Origin of the sequence: Streptomyces tropicalis, assembly GCF_029269835.1 — a bacterium.
GTDB classification, from domain to species: domain Bacteria; phylum Actinomycetota; class Actinomycetes; order Streptomycetales; family Streptomycetaceae; genus Streptomyces; species Streptomyces tropicalis.
Window position 1 is genome coordinate 1 of the sequence record NZ_JARJBB010000031.1, and the last position, 16,224, is coordinate 16,224.

A 16,224-nucleotide genomic window follows, 5' to 3' on the forward strand; every position below is an offset into this window, starting at 1 on the left:
CGACCGCCGCTGTTGCGGCGGGGCCCGCCCCGGTGGGGGGCCCGGCTGCCTCTCCGGCGGACGGCCCCCGGCGGGCACCCGGTCGGCGTCCCGGCGCGTACCCGCGTGTCCCGGTCGGCGTCCCGGCGCGTACCCGCGTGTCCCGGTCGGCGTCCCGGCGCGTACCCGCGTGTCCCGGTCGGCGTCCCGGCGCGTACCCGCGTGTCCCGGGACGGGTCCGCGACGTCCGCCCACGGCGACCCGGTGCGGGCCCGCCGTGGGCCGCCGGGTGCCCCGGCGGCCCGCAGTGATGCACCCGCACCCCGCCGGAGCCGCCCGGCGTCCCCCACATGCAGCACACGCCGTAACCGGCCCGCTCCCGGGTCCGTTGCCGGGCAGAAGGCCGGCGCCGAACCCTGGAAGTCCCGTTGCCCGATCCTCCGACGTCCCGTTCCGGCCGCCCGGGCGGCCGTGCCGCACCGGCGGGCGGGTGGCCGGGGCCGCCCCCGGCCCCCCGCCCGGGGGCGACGACCGCCCGGCCGGGCCGGTCGCCGCGCGGCAGAGGTGCCCCGCTCCTGCGCCGGGCCCGCGCGGGCCGTCTCCGTTGCCGCGCGCTCGGCGCCGCGGTGCCGCCGCGCCCGGCGCTGCGCCGCACCCTGGCCGGTCTCGGCGTACACCGCGCGTTCCGCGTGCTGCGCGGGGCCGCGGTGCTGTGCCACAGGGCGGCGAAGGCCGCCGCCAGGGCGCGGCGCGCGCTGCGGGCCGCGCTCCTGCCGCCGCCCGGCCGCACCCGGTCGGGCCGCACCCGGTCGGGCCGTCCGCCGCAGGCGGAGCACATCCCGTCCTGCGGGGCTCCGCGGTCCGCGGGCCGCCGGGCGGTCACCGGCAGCCGCTGATCCCCTCCGACCACCGCCGCGCTCCCGGGAGTCCGCGTGCGTCCGCGCACGTCCCGGCCCACCCCGGCCCGGCCGACCCCCTGGCGGCCGTCCGGGCGCCCCGGCGGCGCCCACCGGCCCTGGGACGGGCGGAGGCGACGGGCCGGGACGGCCCCGCGGCGGTGGGCTCGGGGCTGCCGCGCGGCGGGCCGCCGCGGCCGCTACTCGACGACCAGCTCGACGGGGATGTTGCCGCGGGTGGCGTTGGAGTAGGGGCAGACCTGGTGGGCCTGCTCGACCAGCTTGCGGCCGGTGGCCTCGTCCACCGAGTCGGGCAGCTCGACACGGAGGGTCACGGCGAGGCCGAAGCCCTCGCCCTGCTTGCCGATGCCCACCTCGCCGGTGACGGCGGCCTCGCTGACGTCCACCTTCGCCTGGCGGCCGACCAGGCCGAGGGCGCTGGCGAAGCAGGCGGCGTACCCGGCGGCGAACAGCTGCTCGGGGTTGGTGCCCTGCCCGTTGCCGCCCATCTCCACCGGCAGGGCGAGCTGCAGGTCGAGCCGGCCGTCGGAGCTGACGGCACGGCCCTCACGGCCGTGGGTGGCGGTGGCGACGGCGGTGTAGAGCGCGTCCATGGAAGACCATCCCTCTCGTTGCTCGGGTTCCGGCGGTCGGCCTCCGGTTCGCTGCCGTGCCGCCTCACACCCATGACTAGAGCACACAATTAAGTTGTGTGCAACTAAATGGCCCGCCGGGGCTATCCTGGACGGCATGAGTACCCAGGTTCCGCAGACCGTGCCGCAGGAGGAGTGGCTGCGTCTGGACCGGCAGATCTGCTTCTCCCTGCACGCCGCCTCACGCGCCTTCAACGGCGTCTACCGCGTGATCCTCAAGGACCTCGGGCTGACCTACCCCCAGTACCTGGTGATGCTGGTGCTCTGGGAGCACGGCGAGACCCCGGTCAAGCGGCTCGGCGAGCACCTGCGCCTGGACTCCGGCACCCTGTCCCCGCTGCTGAAGCGGCTGGAGGCGGCCGGGCTGGTGCGACGCGAGCGCAGCGCCCGGGACGAGCGGTCGGTGGAGGTGCGGCCCACCCCCGAGGGCGCCGCCCTGCGCGAACGGGCGGAGGAGGTGCCGCGCCGGATCGTCTCGGCGACCGGTTTCACACTGGAGGAGATCGGCGACCTGCACGCCCGCCTCGACCGGCTGACCGGCGCCCTGGACGCGGCGGCACTCCAGGAGTCCCCGGGCCGCAGGTAGCGGATCCAACGGGACCGGGCCGCAAGGGGCGCACGACGGCCAGGGCCGGACCCCTGCCGGACACCGGAGCCGGCCACCCGCGGCAACCCACGGCCACATGCACCCCGTTTCACCCCCTTTGGCGTGTTCTTACCGGCAACAGATCGCATATGACACGCTTTGCCCCTTTCATCCGATTTACCATCCGCCGTGATGAGCGCCACCCCGAGCGTGACGCGTGCCCTCCCCGCCGCGCCGACGCGACACCGCCTCCTCGCCCTGACCGCCGCCTGGCTCGCCACGCGCGCCCTCATGCTGACCCTGCTCGCCCACAACACCCTGCCGCTGCTGGGCGGGGGCTCGGTGGCGCGCGAGGTGTGGAAGCTGTACGGGCACTGGCACGGCGTCCTGGAGCACGGCGCCTTCCCCGCCCACGACACGCTCTGGCAGTACCCGCCGGGCGCCGGGGCGGTGCTGCTCTCTCCCTCCCTGCTGCCGGGCCTGACCTACTTCCAGGCCTTCGTGGCGCTCACGCTCGCCTCCGACGCGGCGATCGCGCTGATGCTGGCCCGCGCCGGGACGCGCCGGGACCGCAGCCTGCACGGAGCGGCCTACTGGACGCTGTGCCTGCCGCTGCTGCTGCACGTCCCGCTGGCCCGGTACGACGTGCAGGTCACCGCCTTCGCCGTGGCCTCGCTGCTGGTGCTGCCCCGCTCCCGGCGCGCCTGCGGGGCGCTCGCCGCACTGGGGGCGCTGGTCAAGGTGTGGCCGGCCCTGGTCCTGCTGGGGACCCCGCGCGGCCGCCCCACCCGGTCGGCGTGGTCGTGGGCCGCGGTGACCGGGGCCGCGGTGTTCGCCCTGTTCGCCGGGCTGTTCCGCAATCCGCTCGCCTTCGTGCACCAGCAGGGCGGCCGGGGGGTGCAGATCGAGTCGTTCGGCGGCACGGCGCTGGCCCTGGCCACCCACGCCGGCTGGCCCGGCCGGGTCCGCTACCGGTACGGGGCGCTGGAGTTCACCGGCCCGCACGTCCCCGCTGTGGCACACCTCTCACTGGTCCTCACCGCGGCCGCCTTCGCGCTCCTGCTGCTGTGGCGGATCCGCGCCCGGCGCTGGGCACCCGCGACCCCGTACGACGCGGCGCTGACCGCGGTGCTGCTGTTCACGGTCACCAGCCGGGTGATCAGCCCCCAGTACATGATCTGGCTGCTCGGGCTGGCCGCGGTGTGCCTGACCTCACGCGCCACCACCCAGCGCCCGGTGGCCGCGCTGGTCGCCGCGGCGAGCCTGGTGAGCGCGATCGCCTACCCGACGCTCTACCATGACGTCGCGGCCTGCACCTGGACCGGATGTGCGCTGATGGTGGCGCGCAACGGCCTGCTGGCCGCGGCCGCGGTAACCTCGTTCGTCCGGTTGTGGCGGTCGACGAAACGGGAGCCGCTTCCGGGGGAACCCGACACGGGATCCGACCGTCTTCCGCACGGGGTACTGAGCCCCTCTTAACGGGAAATTACCCTCCACACCTACGATTCCGGCCCGTGGACTCCATGCACCCGCACCCCCAGCAGGCACCACACGTCAGCGTCGTCGTGATCGGATACAACGACGTCGCCCACATCGCCGACGCGGTGCGCTCGGCGCTCGCGCAGGGCCCGGCCGTCCGGGAGGTCGTCGCCGTCGACGACTGCTCCGCGGACGGCACCTTCGAGCTGCTCACGGGCCTCGCGGCCGAGGAGCCCAGACTGCGGGTGATCCGGCGCGAGACCAACAGCGGCGGCTGCGGCAGCCCGCGCAACACCGGCATCGACGCGGTGGCCTCGCCGTACGTGATGTTCCTCGACAGCGACGACGTCCTGCCGGACGGCGCGGTCGACGCGCTGCTCGCGGCGGCCACGGACGAGCGGGCGGAGGTGGCGGCCGGCCTGTGCGTGCGCCGGGAACTGCCCTCCGGCCGCGAAGTGCTCTGGCAGGACCGGCTGTACACCGAGGGCGCCGTACTCGCGCGCCCCGCGGAGCTGCCGCGCCTCGTGCACGACACGCTCTGCGTCAACAAGCTGTACCGCACGGACTTCCTGCGCGAGCACGACATCCGCTTCCCGGAGGGGCGCTACCCCTACGAGGACTTCGTCTTCACCGCCCGCATGCTCGCGGCCGCCCCGCGCATCGCCCTCGTCCCGGACCAGGTGTACGTCTGGCACGTGCGCCGGTCCGCCGACCAGCTGTCGATCTCGCTGGACCGCGCGCACATCGACAACTGGCGGGCCCGCACCGAGGCGAGCCGGGCCGCGTACGACATCCTGCTCGCCGCCGGGCAGAAGGAGCTCGCGCGGGCCGCCCGCGCCAAGTTCCTCGACCACGAACTGCGCATGTACGCCCGCGAGCTGAGCCTGCGTGACGAGGACTACCGGCGCGCCTGGTGGACCCTCACCCGGGAGTACCTCGCGGAGTACGACGCCGCCGACTGGGCGCTCAACCCGGCCGCTCCCGGCAGGCTGCTCGCCCGGGTCGTGCTGGCCTCCCCCGAGCCGCGCGACCTTCCCCGGCTGCGGGAGCTCGCGGCCCGCCCGGCCCGGCTGTGCCCGCCCTACGCGAAGGACGCCGACGGCACCCCGGTCTGGTCCGAGGACCTGCCCGAGGTCACCCTGGAGCCCTACCTGACCCGCCCGGTCCACCTGCTGCCGCTCGCGCTGGACGCGGAGCTGGACCCGCGGGCCCGCTCCGGCCGGCTGCACCTGCGCCTGCACGAGCTGTACGGCCGGCTGGCGCAGACGGCTCCGCAGGAGCTGGAGATCGAGTGGCGGCACCGGGAGCAGGACCGGGTCGCCCAGCAGGCCACGGTCCCGCTGGTGTCCGCCGACGGCGGCGTCTGGACCGCCGAGGCGGCCGTGGACCTCGACGCCCTCGGCGCCGGCACCTGGGACCTGCGGCTCCACGTGCGGCTCACCGACGGCACCGTGCGGGAGACGACCGCACACGCCCGGACCGGCGGGCACCGGCTGCGGCGCAGCGCCGTGCCGAGCCTGCGGCGGGGCGTCCTGCTGGTCCAGCCCTACGCCACGCACTCCGGAGCCCTCGCCCTGCGGGTGGCATCCGGGCTGCGCGGGGTCGCGTCCGTGGTCCGCGGCAGGCTCCGCCGTCTGCTGCGCTGACCCGCGGCGCACGGCACCCCAGTCCGACCACGCAACCGAGAAACCGACCCCGGGGATCCGCCCCACCGGATCCCCGCGGTCAACCGAAGAGGAGACGGCCGCACATGACCTGGCTGATCACCGGCGGCGCCGGCTACATCGGATCACACGTCGTCCGCGCGATGACCGAGGCGGGCGAGCAGGCGGTGGTGTACGACGACCTGTCCACCGGCATCGCCGACCGCATCCCGGACGGGGTCCCGCTGGTGGTGGGCTCCACCCTGGACGGGGACCGGGTGGCCCGCACCCTCGCCGAGCACGGGATCACCGGTGTGGTGCACCTGGCGGCGAAGAAGCAGGTGGGCGAGTCCGTGGACCGGCCGCTGCACTACTACCAGGAGAACGTCGAGGGCCTGCGGGTCCTCCTGGAGGCGGTGACGGCGGCCGGGGTCGGCTCGTTCGTGTTCTCCTCCTCGGCGGCCGTGTACGGCATGCCGGACGTGGACCTGGTCACCGAGGAGACCCCCTGCGTGCCGATGTCGCCCTACGGCGAGACGAAGCTCGCGGGCGAGTGGCTGGTCCGCGCGACGGGCCGGGCGACCGGGCTGTCCACGGCGTCACTGCGCTACTTCAACGTGGCGGGCGCGGCGACCCCGGAGCTGGCGGACGTCGGCGTCTTCAACCTGGTCCCGATGGTCTTCGAGCGGCTCACGGAGAACACCGCGCCGCGGATCTTCGGCGACGACTACCCGACGCCGGACGGCACCTGCATCCGCGACTACATCCACGTGGTCGACCTGGCGGAGGCGCACGTCGCCACCGCCCGCGCCCTCCAGGCCACCCCCGGCCTGGACCTGACGCTGAACATCGGCCGCGGCGAGGGCGTCTCCGTCCGCGAGATGATCGACCGGATCAACGCGGTGACCGGCCACGACCACCCGGCGACGGTCACCCCGCGCCGTCCGGGCGACCCGGCGCGCGTCGTCGCCTCCGCCGACCGCATCGCCACCGAGCTGGGCTGGACGGCCAAGCACGACGTCCAGGACATGATCAGCTCGGCCTGGGAGGGCTGGGTCCGCCGCCACCCGGAGGCGGCCCGCTCCTGATCCGTCACACCCCCGCCGACGCCCTCGCCGCCCCCACCGCGGCGAGGGCGTCGCCGTCTGCCGGCCGGGCGGCCGGTACCCGCGTGCCGCGCACGCGACGCGACGGCCCTGGCCCCCCACGGGCGCGCCCGGGGCCGTCACAGGGCCTTCAGGGCCTCCGCCGTGCCGCGGGCGAGGGCGCCGAGGTAGCCCCCCGGCAGCTTGGGGTTGCGGATCACGACCGCGCGCCAGTACAGGGGCCCCGAGATCAGGTCGAGGGCGAGGTCCTGGTCCACCTCCGCGCCGATCTCGCCGCGGCGGGCGGCCGCCGCGAGGATGCTGCTGGCGACGCTGTCCTGGCCGTCCCGCAGGGCCTTCTGCAGGGCGTCGGCGATGTCCGGGTTGCGGGCCGCCTCCGCCTGGAGGTCGGGGACGATCTGCGAGGCGATGGGATGGCGCAGCGCCCGGGAGGTCACCTCGTACAGCAGCCGCAGGTCGCTCTCCAGGGAGCCGGTGTCCGGCGCGGGCAGTCCCTGCACCGCGAGCGCGGAGACGATGTCCAGCACCAGGTGCAGCTTGGAGCGCCACCGCCGGTACACCGCGGTCTTGCCGACCCCCGCGCGCCGGGCGATGCCCTCGATGGACATGCGGGCGTAGCCGACGGCCGCGAGTTCGCCGAAGACCGCGGCCCGGATGGCCTCGGTCACGTCCTCGCGGAGCACGGCCGCCCCGGCCGGGGCACGGCGCGTTCGCGTCGGTGACTCGTCGGCGTTCGTCGTCATGCGGTCCAGCATAGAGCGTTACGACGATACGGTTGCGTTCCGACGTCGATTCGTCCTACGCTCACGTTGCGACGATACGGTCCCGTCTCGACGCAAGAAACCGTGAAGAGATCCGTAAGGAAATCGGGTGACGGACAGGAACCCGCCGCCCGGACCCCCTACCCCCCGAACGAAAGCAGCGGATGTGAGCCAGGTCCTCCACACACCGCCCGCCCCGGCACCGGCCGAGGCCGACCTCTCGGCCCTCGCCGCCCGGCACGGTCTGTCCGTCAGTGGCGCCCGCCCCTCCCTGCCCCAGTACGTCCGCCAGCTGTGGGCGCGCCGCCACTTCATCACCGCCTTCGCCACCGCCAAGCTGACCGCTCAGTACAGCCAGGCGAAGCTCGGCCAGGTCTGGCAGATCGCGACCCCCCTGCTGAACGCGGCGGTCTACTACTTCATCTTCGGCGTGCTCCTCGGCACCAGCCGGGGCGTCTCGGACTACATCCCGTTCCTGGTGACGGGCGTGTTCATCTGGACGTTCACCCAGAACTCGATCATGGCGGGCACCCGGGCGATCTCCGGGAACCTGGGCCTGGTGCGCGCGCTGCACTTCCCCCGGGCCGCGCTCCCGATCTCGTTCGCGCTGCAGCAGCTCCAGCAGCTGCTGTTCTCCATGGCCGCCCTGGTGGTCATCCTGCTCTGCTTCGGCATCCCGGTGAGCGTCTCCTGGCTGCTGATCGTGCCCGTGCTGTTCCTGCAGTTCGTCTTCAACTCGGGCGTCTCGATGATCATGGCCCGGATGGGCGCCAAGACGCCGGACATCGCCCAGCTGATGCCGTTCATCCTGCGCACCTGGATGTACGTCTCCGGCGTGATGTTCAGCATCGACAACACGCTGAAGCGCAGCGGCATGCCGCACACCGCGAAGGTGCTGCTGGAGTCGAACCCGGCGGCCGTCTACATCGACCTGATGCGCTTCGCGCTGATCGACAGCTTCCACGCCCACCAGCTCCCGCACCACGTGTGGGCCTACGCGACCGGCTGGGCGCTGCTGGCGGGCGTCGGCGGCTTCATCTACTTCTGGAAGGCTGAGGAGACGTACGGCCGTGGCTGAGCAGACCATCGAGCGCGTCGGCGGCCCCATCCCGGGCCCCGACGGCGAACCGATCCCCACCGTCGTCGCCGATCAGGTGGACATCGTCTACCGGATCTTCGGCACCGGTTCCGGCCGTGGCTCGGCCACCGCCGCCCTGCACCGCATCCTGCGCCCCAAGCAGGCGGAGAAGGCGGCCGGCGTGCGCAAGGTGCACGCGGTGAAGAACGTGTCGTTCGTCGCCTACAAGGGCGAGGCGATCGGCCTCATCGGCACCAACGGCTCCGGCAAGTCGACGCTGCTGAAGGCCGTCGCGGGCCTGCTGCCGGTGGAGAACGGCCACATCTACACCCATGGCCAGCCCTCCCTCCTGGGCGTGAACGCGGCCCTGATGAACGACCTCACCGGCGAGCGCAACGTCCACCTCGGCGGCCTGGCCATGGGCATGTCCCGCGAGCAGATCCGCGAGCGCTACGAGGGCATCGTCGACTTCTCCGGCATCAACGAGAAGGGCGACTTCATCACCCTGCCGATGCGGACGTACTCCTCCGGCATGGCGGCCCGGCTGCGGTTCTCCATCGCCGCGGCCAAGGACCACGACGTCCTGCTCATCGACGAGGCCCTGGCCACCGGCGACCGCTCCTTCCAGCGGCGGTCCGAGGAGCGGATCCGCGAGCTGCGCGAGAGCGCGGGCACCGTGTTCCTGGTCAGCCACAACAACAAGTCGATCCGCGACACCTGCGACCGGGTGCTGTGGCTGGAGCGCGGCGTGCTGCGCATGGACGGCCCCACCGAGGAGGTCCTGGAGGCCTACGAGGCCTTCACCGGCGGCGCCGACAAGAAGAAGTGAGTCACGGGTGAGGACCCCGGGCCGGCCGGCCCGGGGTCCTCACCCGTGTCCGGGCCCGCCGCGGCGCCCGCGCCCCGGAACCGCCCGGCGGGTTCACCGCAGCACCGCGTACAGCACCTCTCCGTCCGGGCCGTGCGCCACCGCGTGCAGACCGCCGTCGCGCACGGTCCGGCCCCGGTCCAGGACCCAGCGCACCCCGTACTCCCGCAGGATGTGCCGGCGTTCGCCGCCCGGCGTGGAGCGGGCGAAGTAGCGGTCGACCGCCGCGTCCCGCCGCGCCTCGTCCGGCAGGAAGAAGTCCGGGTAGCCGGGGGCGACGGTGTAGACGCCGTAGGCCGGGACCAGGCGCGCGGGGAAGGTCCGCGCCATCACCACCTGTCCGTACCGCACGTACGGGGTGATCCAGTGGTAGCCCGCCCACGGGGGCGTGTAGTGGACCGCCAGCGGCTCCGGCAGCGCGTCCCGCCCCACGACGTAGCCGAGCACACCGGCCTGCGCCCACGCGCCGAGCGCCAGCGCGGCGGCCAGCGTCCACGCCCACCGGACCCGCACCGCCCGGCGCCCGCCCTCGAACACCGCCAGCGCGGCGGCCAGTTGGGCCGGGATCAGCGCGGCCGGCAGGGCACGGCCCCATGAGTAGTGGCCGCTCGCCCAGCCCGCCGCGCACACCAGCGCCCCGAGCGCGAAGAAGACGGCGAGTGGATCGCGCCGGTCGCGGCGCGCCCGCAGGGCCAGCGCGCCGACCCCGAGCAGCGCCAGCCAGTAGCGGCCGAGGAAGTGCTCGTACAGCGCCCGGTGCACCTCCTCCAGGTCGCCGCCGGCCCAGAAGAGGGCGAAGAAGTCGTAGTACGGCCACAGCGCCAGCACCAGCAGGCCCAGCGCCGCGGCGGCCCCGAGCCGCGGCCACAGCGTGCGCGGCGGCCGGGCGGAGAGCACCGCGGCGAGCGCCCCCAGCGTGGCGACGATCCCGGTGAACTGGTGGCACAGCAGCACCACCGCCCACAGTGCGCCGATCCCCAGCCAGCTCCCCCACCCGGCGCCCGCGCGCACCGCCCGGGTCACCCACGTCCACAGGTGGAAGGCGAGGCCGAGGGCGAGGACGCTCGGGTAGGACACCGTCAGCGCCAGGGAGTTGAGGGCGAGGAAGCCGCTCCAGTTGATGAGGGAGGTGCCCCACAGCAGGACCAGGCTGAGCGCGGCCACGGCGGGCGCGGCACGGTGGGCGCACAGCGTCCGGACGTAGCGCCACACCCCCGTCACGAGCAGGGCGAGTCCGGTCAGCGCGGCGAGCCGCAGGACGACGAAGACGGACAGGCCCGAGGCGTCGGCGACGCAGCCGAGGAGCAGCATCCACGGCGAGTAGTACGGGCTCGGTGTGTCGGCGGCGACGAGCGGGTTGCCCGGGTGCAGGAGGTTGTGGCGCAGCCGCTGGATGGTCGCCGCGTGCATGCCGAGGTCGCCGGCCCACGGGAGCCGGACGACGACCAGGAGCAGCAGGACCACGACGAGCGCGGCCGCGATCCGGGGTGCGGCGGCACGTCCCGCGGGCAGCGCCGACCGGGACGCGGCTCCTGCGGGGGGCGCCTCAGGCGGCGCGGCGCGCATCGTGCGAGAACACCCAGGTGCGGTAGACGAGGAACCGGAACACGGAGGCGAGCACGATCGACAGCGCCTTCACCGCATTCGACTCCCAGGAGCCTTCGATCCCGAGACCGTGGTAACCGGCGAAGAAAAGCCCGCTTTCCATGACGACGCCGAGAACGCTGAACACGAAGAAGAGAGCGATCTGACGGCGGGTGCGCGAGGCCCGGTCGCGATAGGTGAAAAACCGGAAGCCGAGGTAATTCGTCCCCATGGCCAGACAGCTGGCCGCCACGGTCGCGGCCATGGCCGCGAGGTCCGTCCCGTGCAGCAGCAGGTTGAACGCCACGAGGTTGACGAGGACGCCGCTGCCGCCGACGAGGGCGAATTTCACGGCTTCGAGGGCGACGCGCGCGGCCGGCCGGCCCTCTGCGGACGGGGGCGCGGAGACCGGTGCGGGCGGGGGCGCGGCCGGACGGCGCTCGGTGAGGTTCACAGACACGCCGCGACTTTATCCGAATCATCCCGATTAGCAGGAAAGGGTAAAAGTGTCGTGTGGCGGCGATCCATTCCGGTCAAGAAAACGACATGAGGGCGCCCCGGGCCGAAAGGACCCGGGGCGCCCCGATCCGTGCGCTGATGCCGTGCGGTTACGAATGCGTCCGCAGCAGCGTGCGCATGGTGCGCATCGCCACCGACAGGTTGGCGAGGTCGAACTCGTCCGAACCCCGGATCTCCTCCAGGGTGGTGCGCGCCCGGGAGAGGAGCGCCGTGTTCTTCTGCTCCCACACCTTGAACCGCTGCTCGGGCGTCGAACTGCCGTTGCCCGCGGCCAGGACGTCCGCGGTCAGCGCCGCGTGCGCCGCGTACAGGTCCTCACGGATCGCCGCACGCGCCATGGACTGCCAGCGGTCGGCCCGCGGCAGTTCGATGATGCGGTCCATCAGCTGGGTGATGCTGAGGCGGTCGGCGAGGTCGTAGTACACCTCGGCCACCTCCATCGGGTCCTTGCCCATCCGGTCGGCCACCGACACGATGTCCAGCGTCGGGAAGGCGGAGGAGAAGCCGGCCACCCGCGTGGCGGTCTCGTCCGGGACCCCGGCGGCGGACAGCTCCTCGAAGACCTGCTCGTACCAGTCCAGGTCGGCGCCGCGCAGCAGCTTCGGCAGCTCGGACCAGACGCGCTCCACACGCTCGGCGAAGAACGCGACGGTCCCGGACAGCTCCAGCGGCTGCGGCCGGTTGTTGAGCAGCCAGCGCGTGCCGCGCTCCACCAGACGGCGCGAGTGCAGCCGGATCCGGGTCTGGACGTCGGCCTCGACCTTGTTGTCGAGGGCCTCGACCGCGTCCCACACCGAGGCGGAGCGGAAGATCGTGCGGGCCACGGTCTGCGCCCGGACGATCTCCTCCAGCGAGGCACCGGTCTCCTCGCGCAGACGGTGCAGGTAGGTCGTACCGCCGGTGTTGACGGTGTCGTTGACCAGGACCGTGGTGGTGATCTCGCGGCGCAGCGGATGGCTGTCGATGTTCTCCGCGAACTGCTCGCGCAGCTCCGTCGGGAAGTACGCGTGCAGCAGGCTGCGCAGGTACGGGTCGTCCGGCAGCGAGGTGTGCAGCAGCTCCTCGGCGACGGTGATCTTCGTGTACGCCAGCAGGACGGCCGTCTCCGGACCGGTCAGTCCGAGGCCGGAGTTGAGCCGCTCGCGGATCTGTCGGTCGGCCGGCAGGAACTCCAGCGCCCGGTCCAGGTGGCCCTCGCGCACCAGGTGGCGCATGAAGCGCTGCTGGGCGTGGAGCATGTCCTTGGACTGGGCGAGCGCGTTGGCGATCGCCGTGTTCTGCGCGTAGTTGTTGCGCAGCACCAGGGCGCCGACCTCGTCGGTCATCTCGGCGAGCAGCCTGTTGCGCTGCTTGACGGTCATGTCGCCGTCCGTCACCAGGCCGTTGAGCAGGATCTTGATGTTCACCTCGTGGTCGGAGGTGTCCACGCCCGCGCTGTTGTCGATGGCGTCGGTGTTGATCTTGCCGCCGTTGCGGGCGAACTCGATCCGGCCGAGCTGGGTCAGGCCCAGGTTGCCGCCCTCGCCGACGACCTTGACCCGCAGGTCGGCGCCGTCCACGCGGATGGCGTCGTTGGCCTTGTCGCCGACGTCGGCGTGCGACTCGGTGCTCGCCTTGACGTAGGTGCCGATGCCGCCGTTCCACAGCAGGTCCACCGGCGCCTGGAGGATCGCCCGCATGAGGTCGGCCGGGGTCAGTTTGGTGACGCCGGACTCGATGCCGAGGGCCTCGCGGATGTGCGCGTTGACCGGGATGGACTTCGCGGTGCGCGGGAAGATCCCGCCGCCGGGCGACAGCAGCGAGGTGTCGTAGTCGGCCCAGCTGGAGCGCGGCAGCTCGAACAGGCGGCGGCGCTCGGCGTAGCCGGTGGCCGCGTCCGGGGTCGGGTCGATGACGATGTGCCGGTGGTCGAAGGCGGCGACCAGGCGGATGTGCTCGGAGAGCAGCATGCCGTTGCCGAACACGTCACCGGACATGTCGCCGATGCCGACGACCGTGAAGTCCTCGGTCTGGGTGTCCACGCCCAGCTCCCGGAAGTGCCGCTTGACGGACTCCCAGGCGCCGCGGGCGGTGATGCCCATGCCCTTGTGGTCGTAGCCCGCGGAACCGCCGGAGGCGAAGGCGTCGCCCAGCCAGAAGCGGTACGACTGGGCCACGTCGTTGGCGATGTCGGAGAAGGTCGCGGTGCCCTTGTCCGCGGCGACCACCAGGTAGGTGTCCTCGCCGTCGTGCCGGACCACGTCCTGCGGCGGGACGACCTCGCCGGCGATCATGTTGTCGGTGATGTCGAGCAGCGCCGAGATGAAGGTCCGGTAGCTGGCGATGCCCTCCGCGAGCCACGCGTCCCGGTCCACGCCCGGGTCGGGCAGCTGCTTGGCGACGAAGCCGCCCTTGGCGCCGACCGGCACGATGACGGTGTTCTTCACCATCTGCGCCTTGACCAGGCCCAGGATCTCGGTGCGGAAGTCCTCGCGCCGGTCGGACCAGCGCAGACCGCCGCGGGCGACCTTGCCGAAGCGCAGGTGCACACCCTCGACGCGCGGCGAGTACACCCAGATCTCGTACGCCGGGCGCGGCGCCGGCAGGTCCGGGATGGCCTGCGGGTCGAACTTCATGGAGACGTAGTCGTGCGGCCCGCCGTCGGCCGCGTGCTGGAAGAAGTTCGTGCGCAGCGTCGCCTTGATGACGGTGAGGAAGGACCGCAGGATCCGGTCCTCGTCGAGCGAGGCCACCTGGTCCAGGGCGGCGTCCAGCTCCTCCAGGAGCGCGTCCACCAGCTCGTGCCCGGCGCGCTGGCGCTCCGGCGCCATCCGCGCCTCGAACAGGGAGATCAGCAGCCGGGTGGTGTGGACGTTGTTGCGGAGGGTGTCCTCCATGTAGTCCTGGCTGAAGGTGGAGCCCGCCTGCCGCAGGTACTTGGCGTAGGCGCGCAGCACCATCGCCTGCCGCCAGGTCAGCCCGGCGCTCAGCACCAGCGCGTTGAACCCGTCGTTCTCCGCCTTGTCGTTCCAGGCGGCCGCGAAGGCGTCCTGGAACCGCTCGCGGGCGTCGTCGCCGCGGTAGTCGCCGCCGGTGCCCGGGCGGGGCATGCGCAGGCCGAAGTCGTAGACCCACGCCGTCGTCCGGTCGGCGCAGCGCAGCTCGTACGGCCGCTCGTCGGTGACCTCGACGCCGAGCCGGCTCAGCACCGGGAGCACCGCGGACAGCGAGACCGAGCCGCCCTTCTGGTAGATCTTGAAGCGGCGCTCCTCGGGGGCGGCGCCCACCGGCTCGTACAGGCTGAGGGCGAAGGTCCGCTCCGCGTCGAGCCGCTCCAGGTGGACCAGGTCGGCCACGGCCGCACGCGGGGAGTGGTCGGCCTTGTAGCCCTCGGGGAAGGCGTGGTTGTACTGGCCGAGCAGCTCCGCGGCCTGCTCCTCGCCGAGCTCGGCGGTCAGCGCCTCGGAGAAGGCGTCCGTCCAGGAGCGGGCCGCCTCCACCAGGCGGGCCTCGATGCGCTCCTTGTCGGTGTCGGACAGCTGCGGCAGCTCGGTGCCCTGCGGGACACGGACCACGAAGTGCAGACGGGAGAGGATGGACTCGGTGTTCCAGGCCGTGAAGTCGACGCTGATGCCGCCGAGTTCCTCCTTGAGGATGTCGATGATCCGCAGCCGGACGCTGGTGGTGTAGCGGTCGCGCGGGAGGTAGACCAGCGCCGAGTAGTAGCGCCCGTACTCGTCCTGGCGCAGGTAGAGGCGCAGCCGGCGGCGCTCCTGCAGGTACAGCACCGAGGTGGCGATGGCCTGCAGCTCGTCGGGCGGGGTCTGGAAGAGCTCGTCGCGCGGGTAGGTCTCCAGGATCTGCAGCAGGTCGCGCCCGTCGTGGCTGTTGGGCGAGAACCCGGCGCGCTCCAGGACCTCGTCGACCTTGCGCCGGATGACCGGCACGCGCCGCACCGACTCGGTGTACGCGGCGGACGAGAACAGGCCGAGGAACCGGCGCTCGCCGACGACCTCGCCCTTCTCGTTGAACTTCTTGACGCCGACGTAGTCCAGGTACGAGGGGCGGTGGACGGTGGCGCGGCTGTTGGCCTTGGTCAGCACCAGCAGGTTGTGCTCGCGCGCCTTGGCGCGGGCGTCGGCGGGCAGCCGCTCGAAGGACGGGCTGACCGGGTGGCTCTCGTCGGCCTCGTGGTGGGGGTCCGCACGCAGTATCCCGAGCCCGGTGCCGGGCACCGCGGCCAGCGAGTCGTCCTCGCGCAGCTGGTACTCGCGGTAGCCGAGGAAGGTGAAGTGGTCGTCGGACAGCCAGCGCAGCAGCTCGCGGGCCTCTTCGGCCTCCTGCGGGGGCAGGTCGGCGGGAAGCGCCTCGGCGGGCAGGCCCTCGGCGATGCGGATCGCCGCGTCCCGCATCTTCTCCCAGTCCTCGACGGCCTCGCGGACGTCGGACAGCACGCGCACCAGGTCCGCGGTGATCTGCTTGAGGTCGGACCGGTCGGTCTCGCGGTCGGTCTCGACGTGGATCCAGGACTCGACGTGGGCGTCGTGCGGCAGCGACTCGCCCGCGAGCGGCTTCGGCAGCACCTCGAGGAGCTTGCCGGTGACGTCGCGGCGGACGACGAACTGGGGGTGGATGACGACGTGGATGCCGCGTCCCTGACGGGTCAGCTCGTTGGTGACGGAGTCGACCAGGAAGGGCATGTCGTCGGTGACGACCTCGACCACGGAGTGGCTGCACGTCCAGCCGTTCTCCTCGACGGTCGGGGTGTGCACCCGGACGTTGGCCGTGCCCTGGGGACGGGTCTCGGCCAGGCGGTAGTGGGAGAAGGCGGCGCCGAAGGCGTCGACCGGGTCGCGGCCGGCAAGGTCCTCCGGGGCGGTGTGCAGGTAGTAGCGCTGGAGGAACGCGAGCACGGTGTCCCGGTCCGGGGTGCCCTCGCCCGTCGAACCGGTCGGTAGGTGCCCCCCGACCGGACTGTTCTCAGCTACCCGGGCGGCCCTCTCGAGCAGCTCGGCCTTGGCTTCGTCCAGCTTGGTCTGCATTGTCCTCTGGCTCCTGTCGCGCGCCGTTGCGTGACGTAGAAGGAAGTACGG

Annotated in this window: 12 protein-coding genes; 7 read left to right on the plus strand and 5 right to left on the minus strand. The window is 72.9% G+C overall.

The annotated features are described in order from the left end of the window. Positions 1-605: 605 nt before the first annotated feature. Positions 606-875, plus strand: a complete 270-nt coding sequence (locus P3H78_RS30325; RefSeq protein WP_276112387.1) for a hypothetical protein — start codon at positions 606-608, stop codon at positions 873-875. 200 nt (positions 876-1,075) lie between these two features. Here P3H78_RS30325 and P3H78_RS30330 read toward each other — a convergent pair whose 3' ends face one another. Then, complete coding sequence (locus tag P3H78_RS30330) at positions 1,076-1,489, minus strand: organic hydroperoxide resistance protein (RefSeq protein WP_276112388.1); 414 nt, start codon at positions 1,487-1,489, stop codon at positions 1,076-1,078. A gap of 136 nt (positions 1,490-1,625) precedes the next feature. On the opposite strand from P3H78_RS30330, the gene P3H78_RS30335 reads away from it, so the two are divergent. The 4 genes from P3H78_RS30335 (at position 1,626) to galE (ending at position 6,324) form a co-directional block, all read left to right on the plus strand. Further along, positions 1,626-2,114, plus strand: coding sequence for a MarR family winged helix-turn-helix transcriptional regulator (locus P3H78_RS30335; protein WP_276112389.1), 489 nt, complete (start codon positions 1,626-1,628; stop codon positions 2,112-2,114). 192 nt (positions 2,115-2,306) lie between these two features. Then, complete coding sequence (locus P3H78_RS30340) at positions 2,307-3,593, plus strand: glycosyltransferase 87 family protein (RefSeq protein WP_276112390.1); 1,287 nt, start codon at positions 2,307-2,309, stop codon at positions 3,591-3,593. A 44-nt stretch (positions 3,594-3,637) separates the two neighbouring features. Continuing rightward, positions 3,638-5,239 carry a glycosyltransferase family 2 protein gene (locus P3H78_RS30345; protein ID WP_276112414.1) on the plus strand — a complete coding sequence of 534 codons (1,602 nt, stop codon included), beginning with the start codon at positions 3,638-3,640 and terminating at the stop codon, positions 5,237-5,239. Positions 5,240-5,343: 104 nt separating this feature from the next. Further along, on the plus strand, positions 5,344-6,324 hold the full coding sequence (gene galE, locus P3H78_RS30350; protein ID WP_276112391.1) for a UDP-glucose 4-epimerase GalE: 981 nt from the start codon (positions 5,344-5,346) through the stop codon (positions 6,322-6,324). 137 nt (positions 6,325-6,461) lie between these two features. Here the strand turns inward: galE and P3H78_RS30355 are convergent, their stop codons facing one another. Beyond that, positions 6,462-7,085: a TetR/AcrR family transcriptional regulator gene (locus P3H78_RS30355; RefSeq protein WP_276112392.1), complete on the minus strand. Its 624-nt coding sequence runs from the start codon at positions 7,083-7,085 to the stop codon at positions 6,462-6,464. Between the two features lie 184 nt (positions 7,086-7,269). On the opposite strand from P3H78_RS30355, the gene P3H78_RS30360 reads away from it, so the two are divergent. Together P3H78_RS30360 and P3H78_RS30365 are read left to right on the plus strand one after the other, a co-directional pair. Beyond that, a complete protein-coding gene (locus tag P3H78_RS30360; RefSeq protein ID WP_276112393.1) occupies positions 7,270-8,181 on the plus strand; it encodes an ABC transporter permease in 912 nt (303 codons plus the stop codon). Beyond that, positions 8,174-9,010 carry an ABC transporter ATP-binding protein gene (locus P3H78_RS30365; RefSeq protein WP_438828070.1) on the plus strand — a complete coding sequence of 279 codons (837 nt, stop codon included), beginning with the start codon at positions 8,174-8,176 and terminating at the stop codon, positions 9,008-9,010. The genes P3H78_RS30360 and P3H78_RS30365 overlap by 8 nt, the downstream gene beginning before the upstream one ends. Positions 9,011-9,103: 93 nt before the next feature. Here the strand turns inward: P3H78_RS30365 and P3H78_RS30370 are convergent, their stop codons facing one another. The 3 genes from P3H78_RS30370 to P3H78_RS30380 form a co-directional block, all read right to left on the minus strand. After that, entirely contained in the window at positions 9,104-10,615 is a 1,512-nt protein-coding gene (locus P3H78_RS30370; RefSeq protein ID WP_276112394.1) for a hypothetical protein, read from the minus strand. Then, on the minus strand, positions 10,596-11,093 hold the full coding sequence (locus P3H78_RS30375; RefSeq protein ID WP_276112395.1) for a GtrA family protein: 498 nt from the start codon (positions 11,091-11,093) through the stop codon (positions 10,596-10,598). Before P3H78_RS30375 ends, P3H78_RS30370 begins: the two co-directional genes overlap by 20 nt. Before the next feature lie 148 nt (positions 11,094-11,241). Next, entirely contained in the window at positions 11,242-16,173 is a 4,932-nt protein-coding gene (locus P3H78_RS30380; RefSeq protein WP_276112396.1) for an NAD-glutamate dehydrogenase, read from the minus strand. Positions 16,174-16,224 lie beyond the last annotated feature (51 nt).

Coding starts and splice junctions, on each gene's coding strand:
- P3H78_RS30340 (WP_276112390.1), top strand. CDS start 2,307: ATGAGCGCCACCCCGAGCGTGACGCGTGCCCTCCCCGCCGCGCCGACG.
- P3H78_RS30335 (WP_276112389.1), top strand. CDS start 1,626: ATGAGTACCCAGGTTCCGCAGACCGTGCCGCAGGAGGAGTGGCTGCGT.
- galE (WP_276112391.1), top strand. CDS start 5,344: ATGACCTGGCTGATCACCGGCGGCGCCGGCTACATCGGATCACACGTC.
- P3H78_RS30370 (WP_276112394.1), bottom strand. CDS start 10,615: ATGCGCGCCGCGCCGCCTGAGGCGCCCCCCGCAGGAGCCGCGTCCCGG.
- P3H78_RS30345 (WP_276112414.1), top strand. CDS start 3,638: ATGCACCCGCACCCCCAGCAGGCACCACACGTCAGCGTCGTCGTGATC.
- P3H78_RS30330 (WP_276112388.1), bottom strand. CDS start 1,489: ATGGACGCGCTCTACACCGCCGTCGCCACCGCCACCCACGGCCGTGAG.
- P3H78_RS30380 (WP_276112396.1), bottom strand. CDS start 16,173: ATGCAGACCAAGCTGGACGAAGCCAAGGCCGAGCTGCTCGAGAGGGCC.
- P3H78_RS30355 (WP_276112392.1), bottom strand. CDS start 7,085: ATGACGACGAACGCCGACGAGTCACCGACGCGAACGCGCCGTGCCCCG.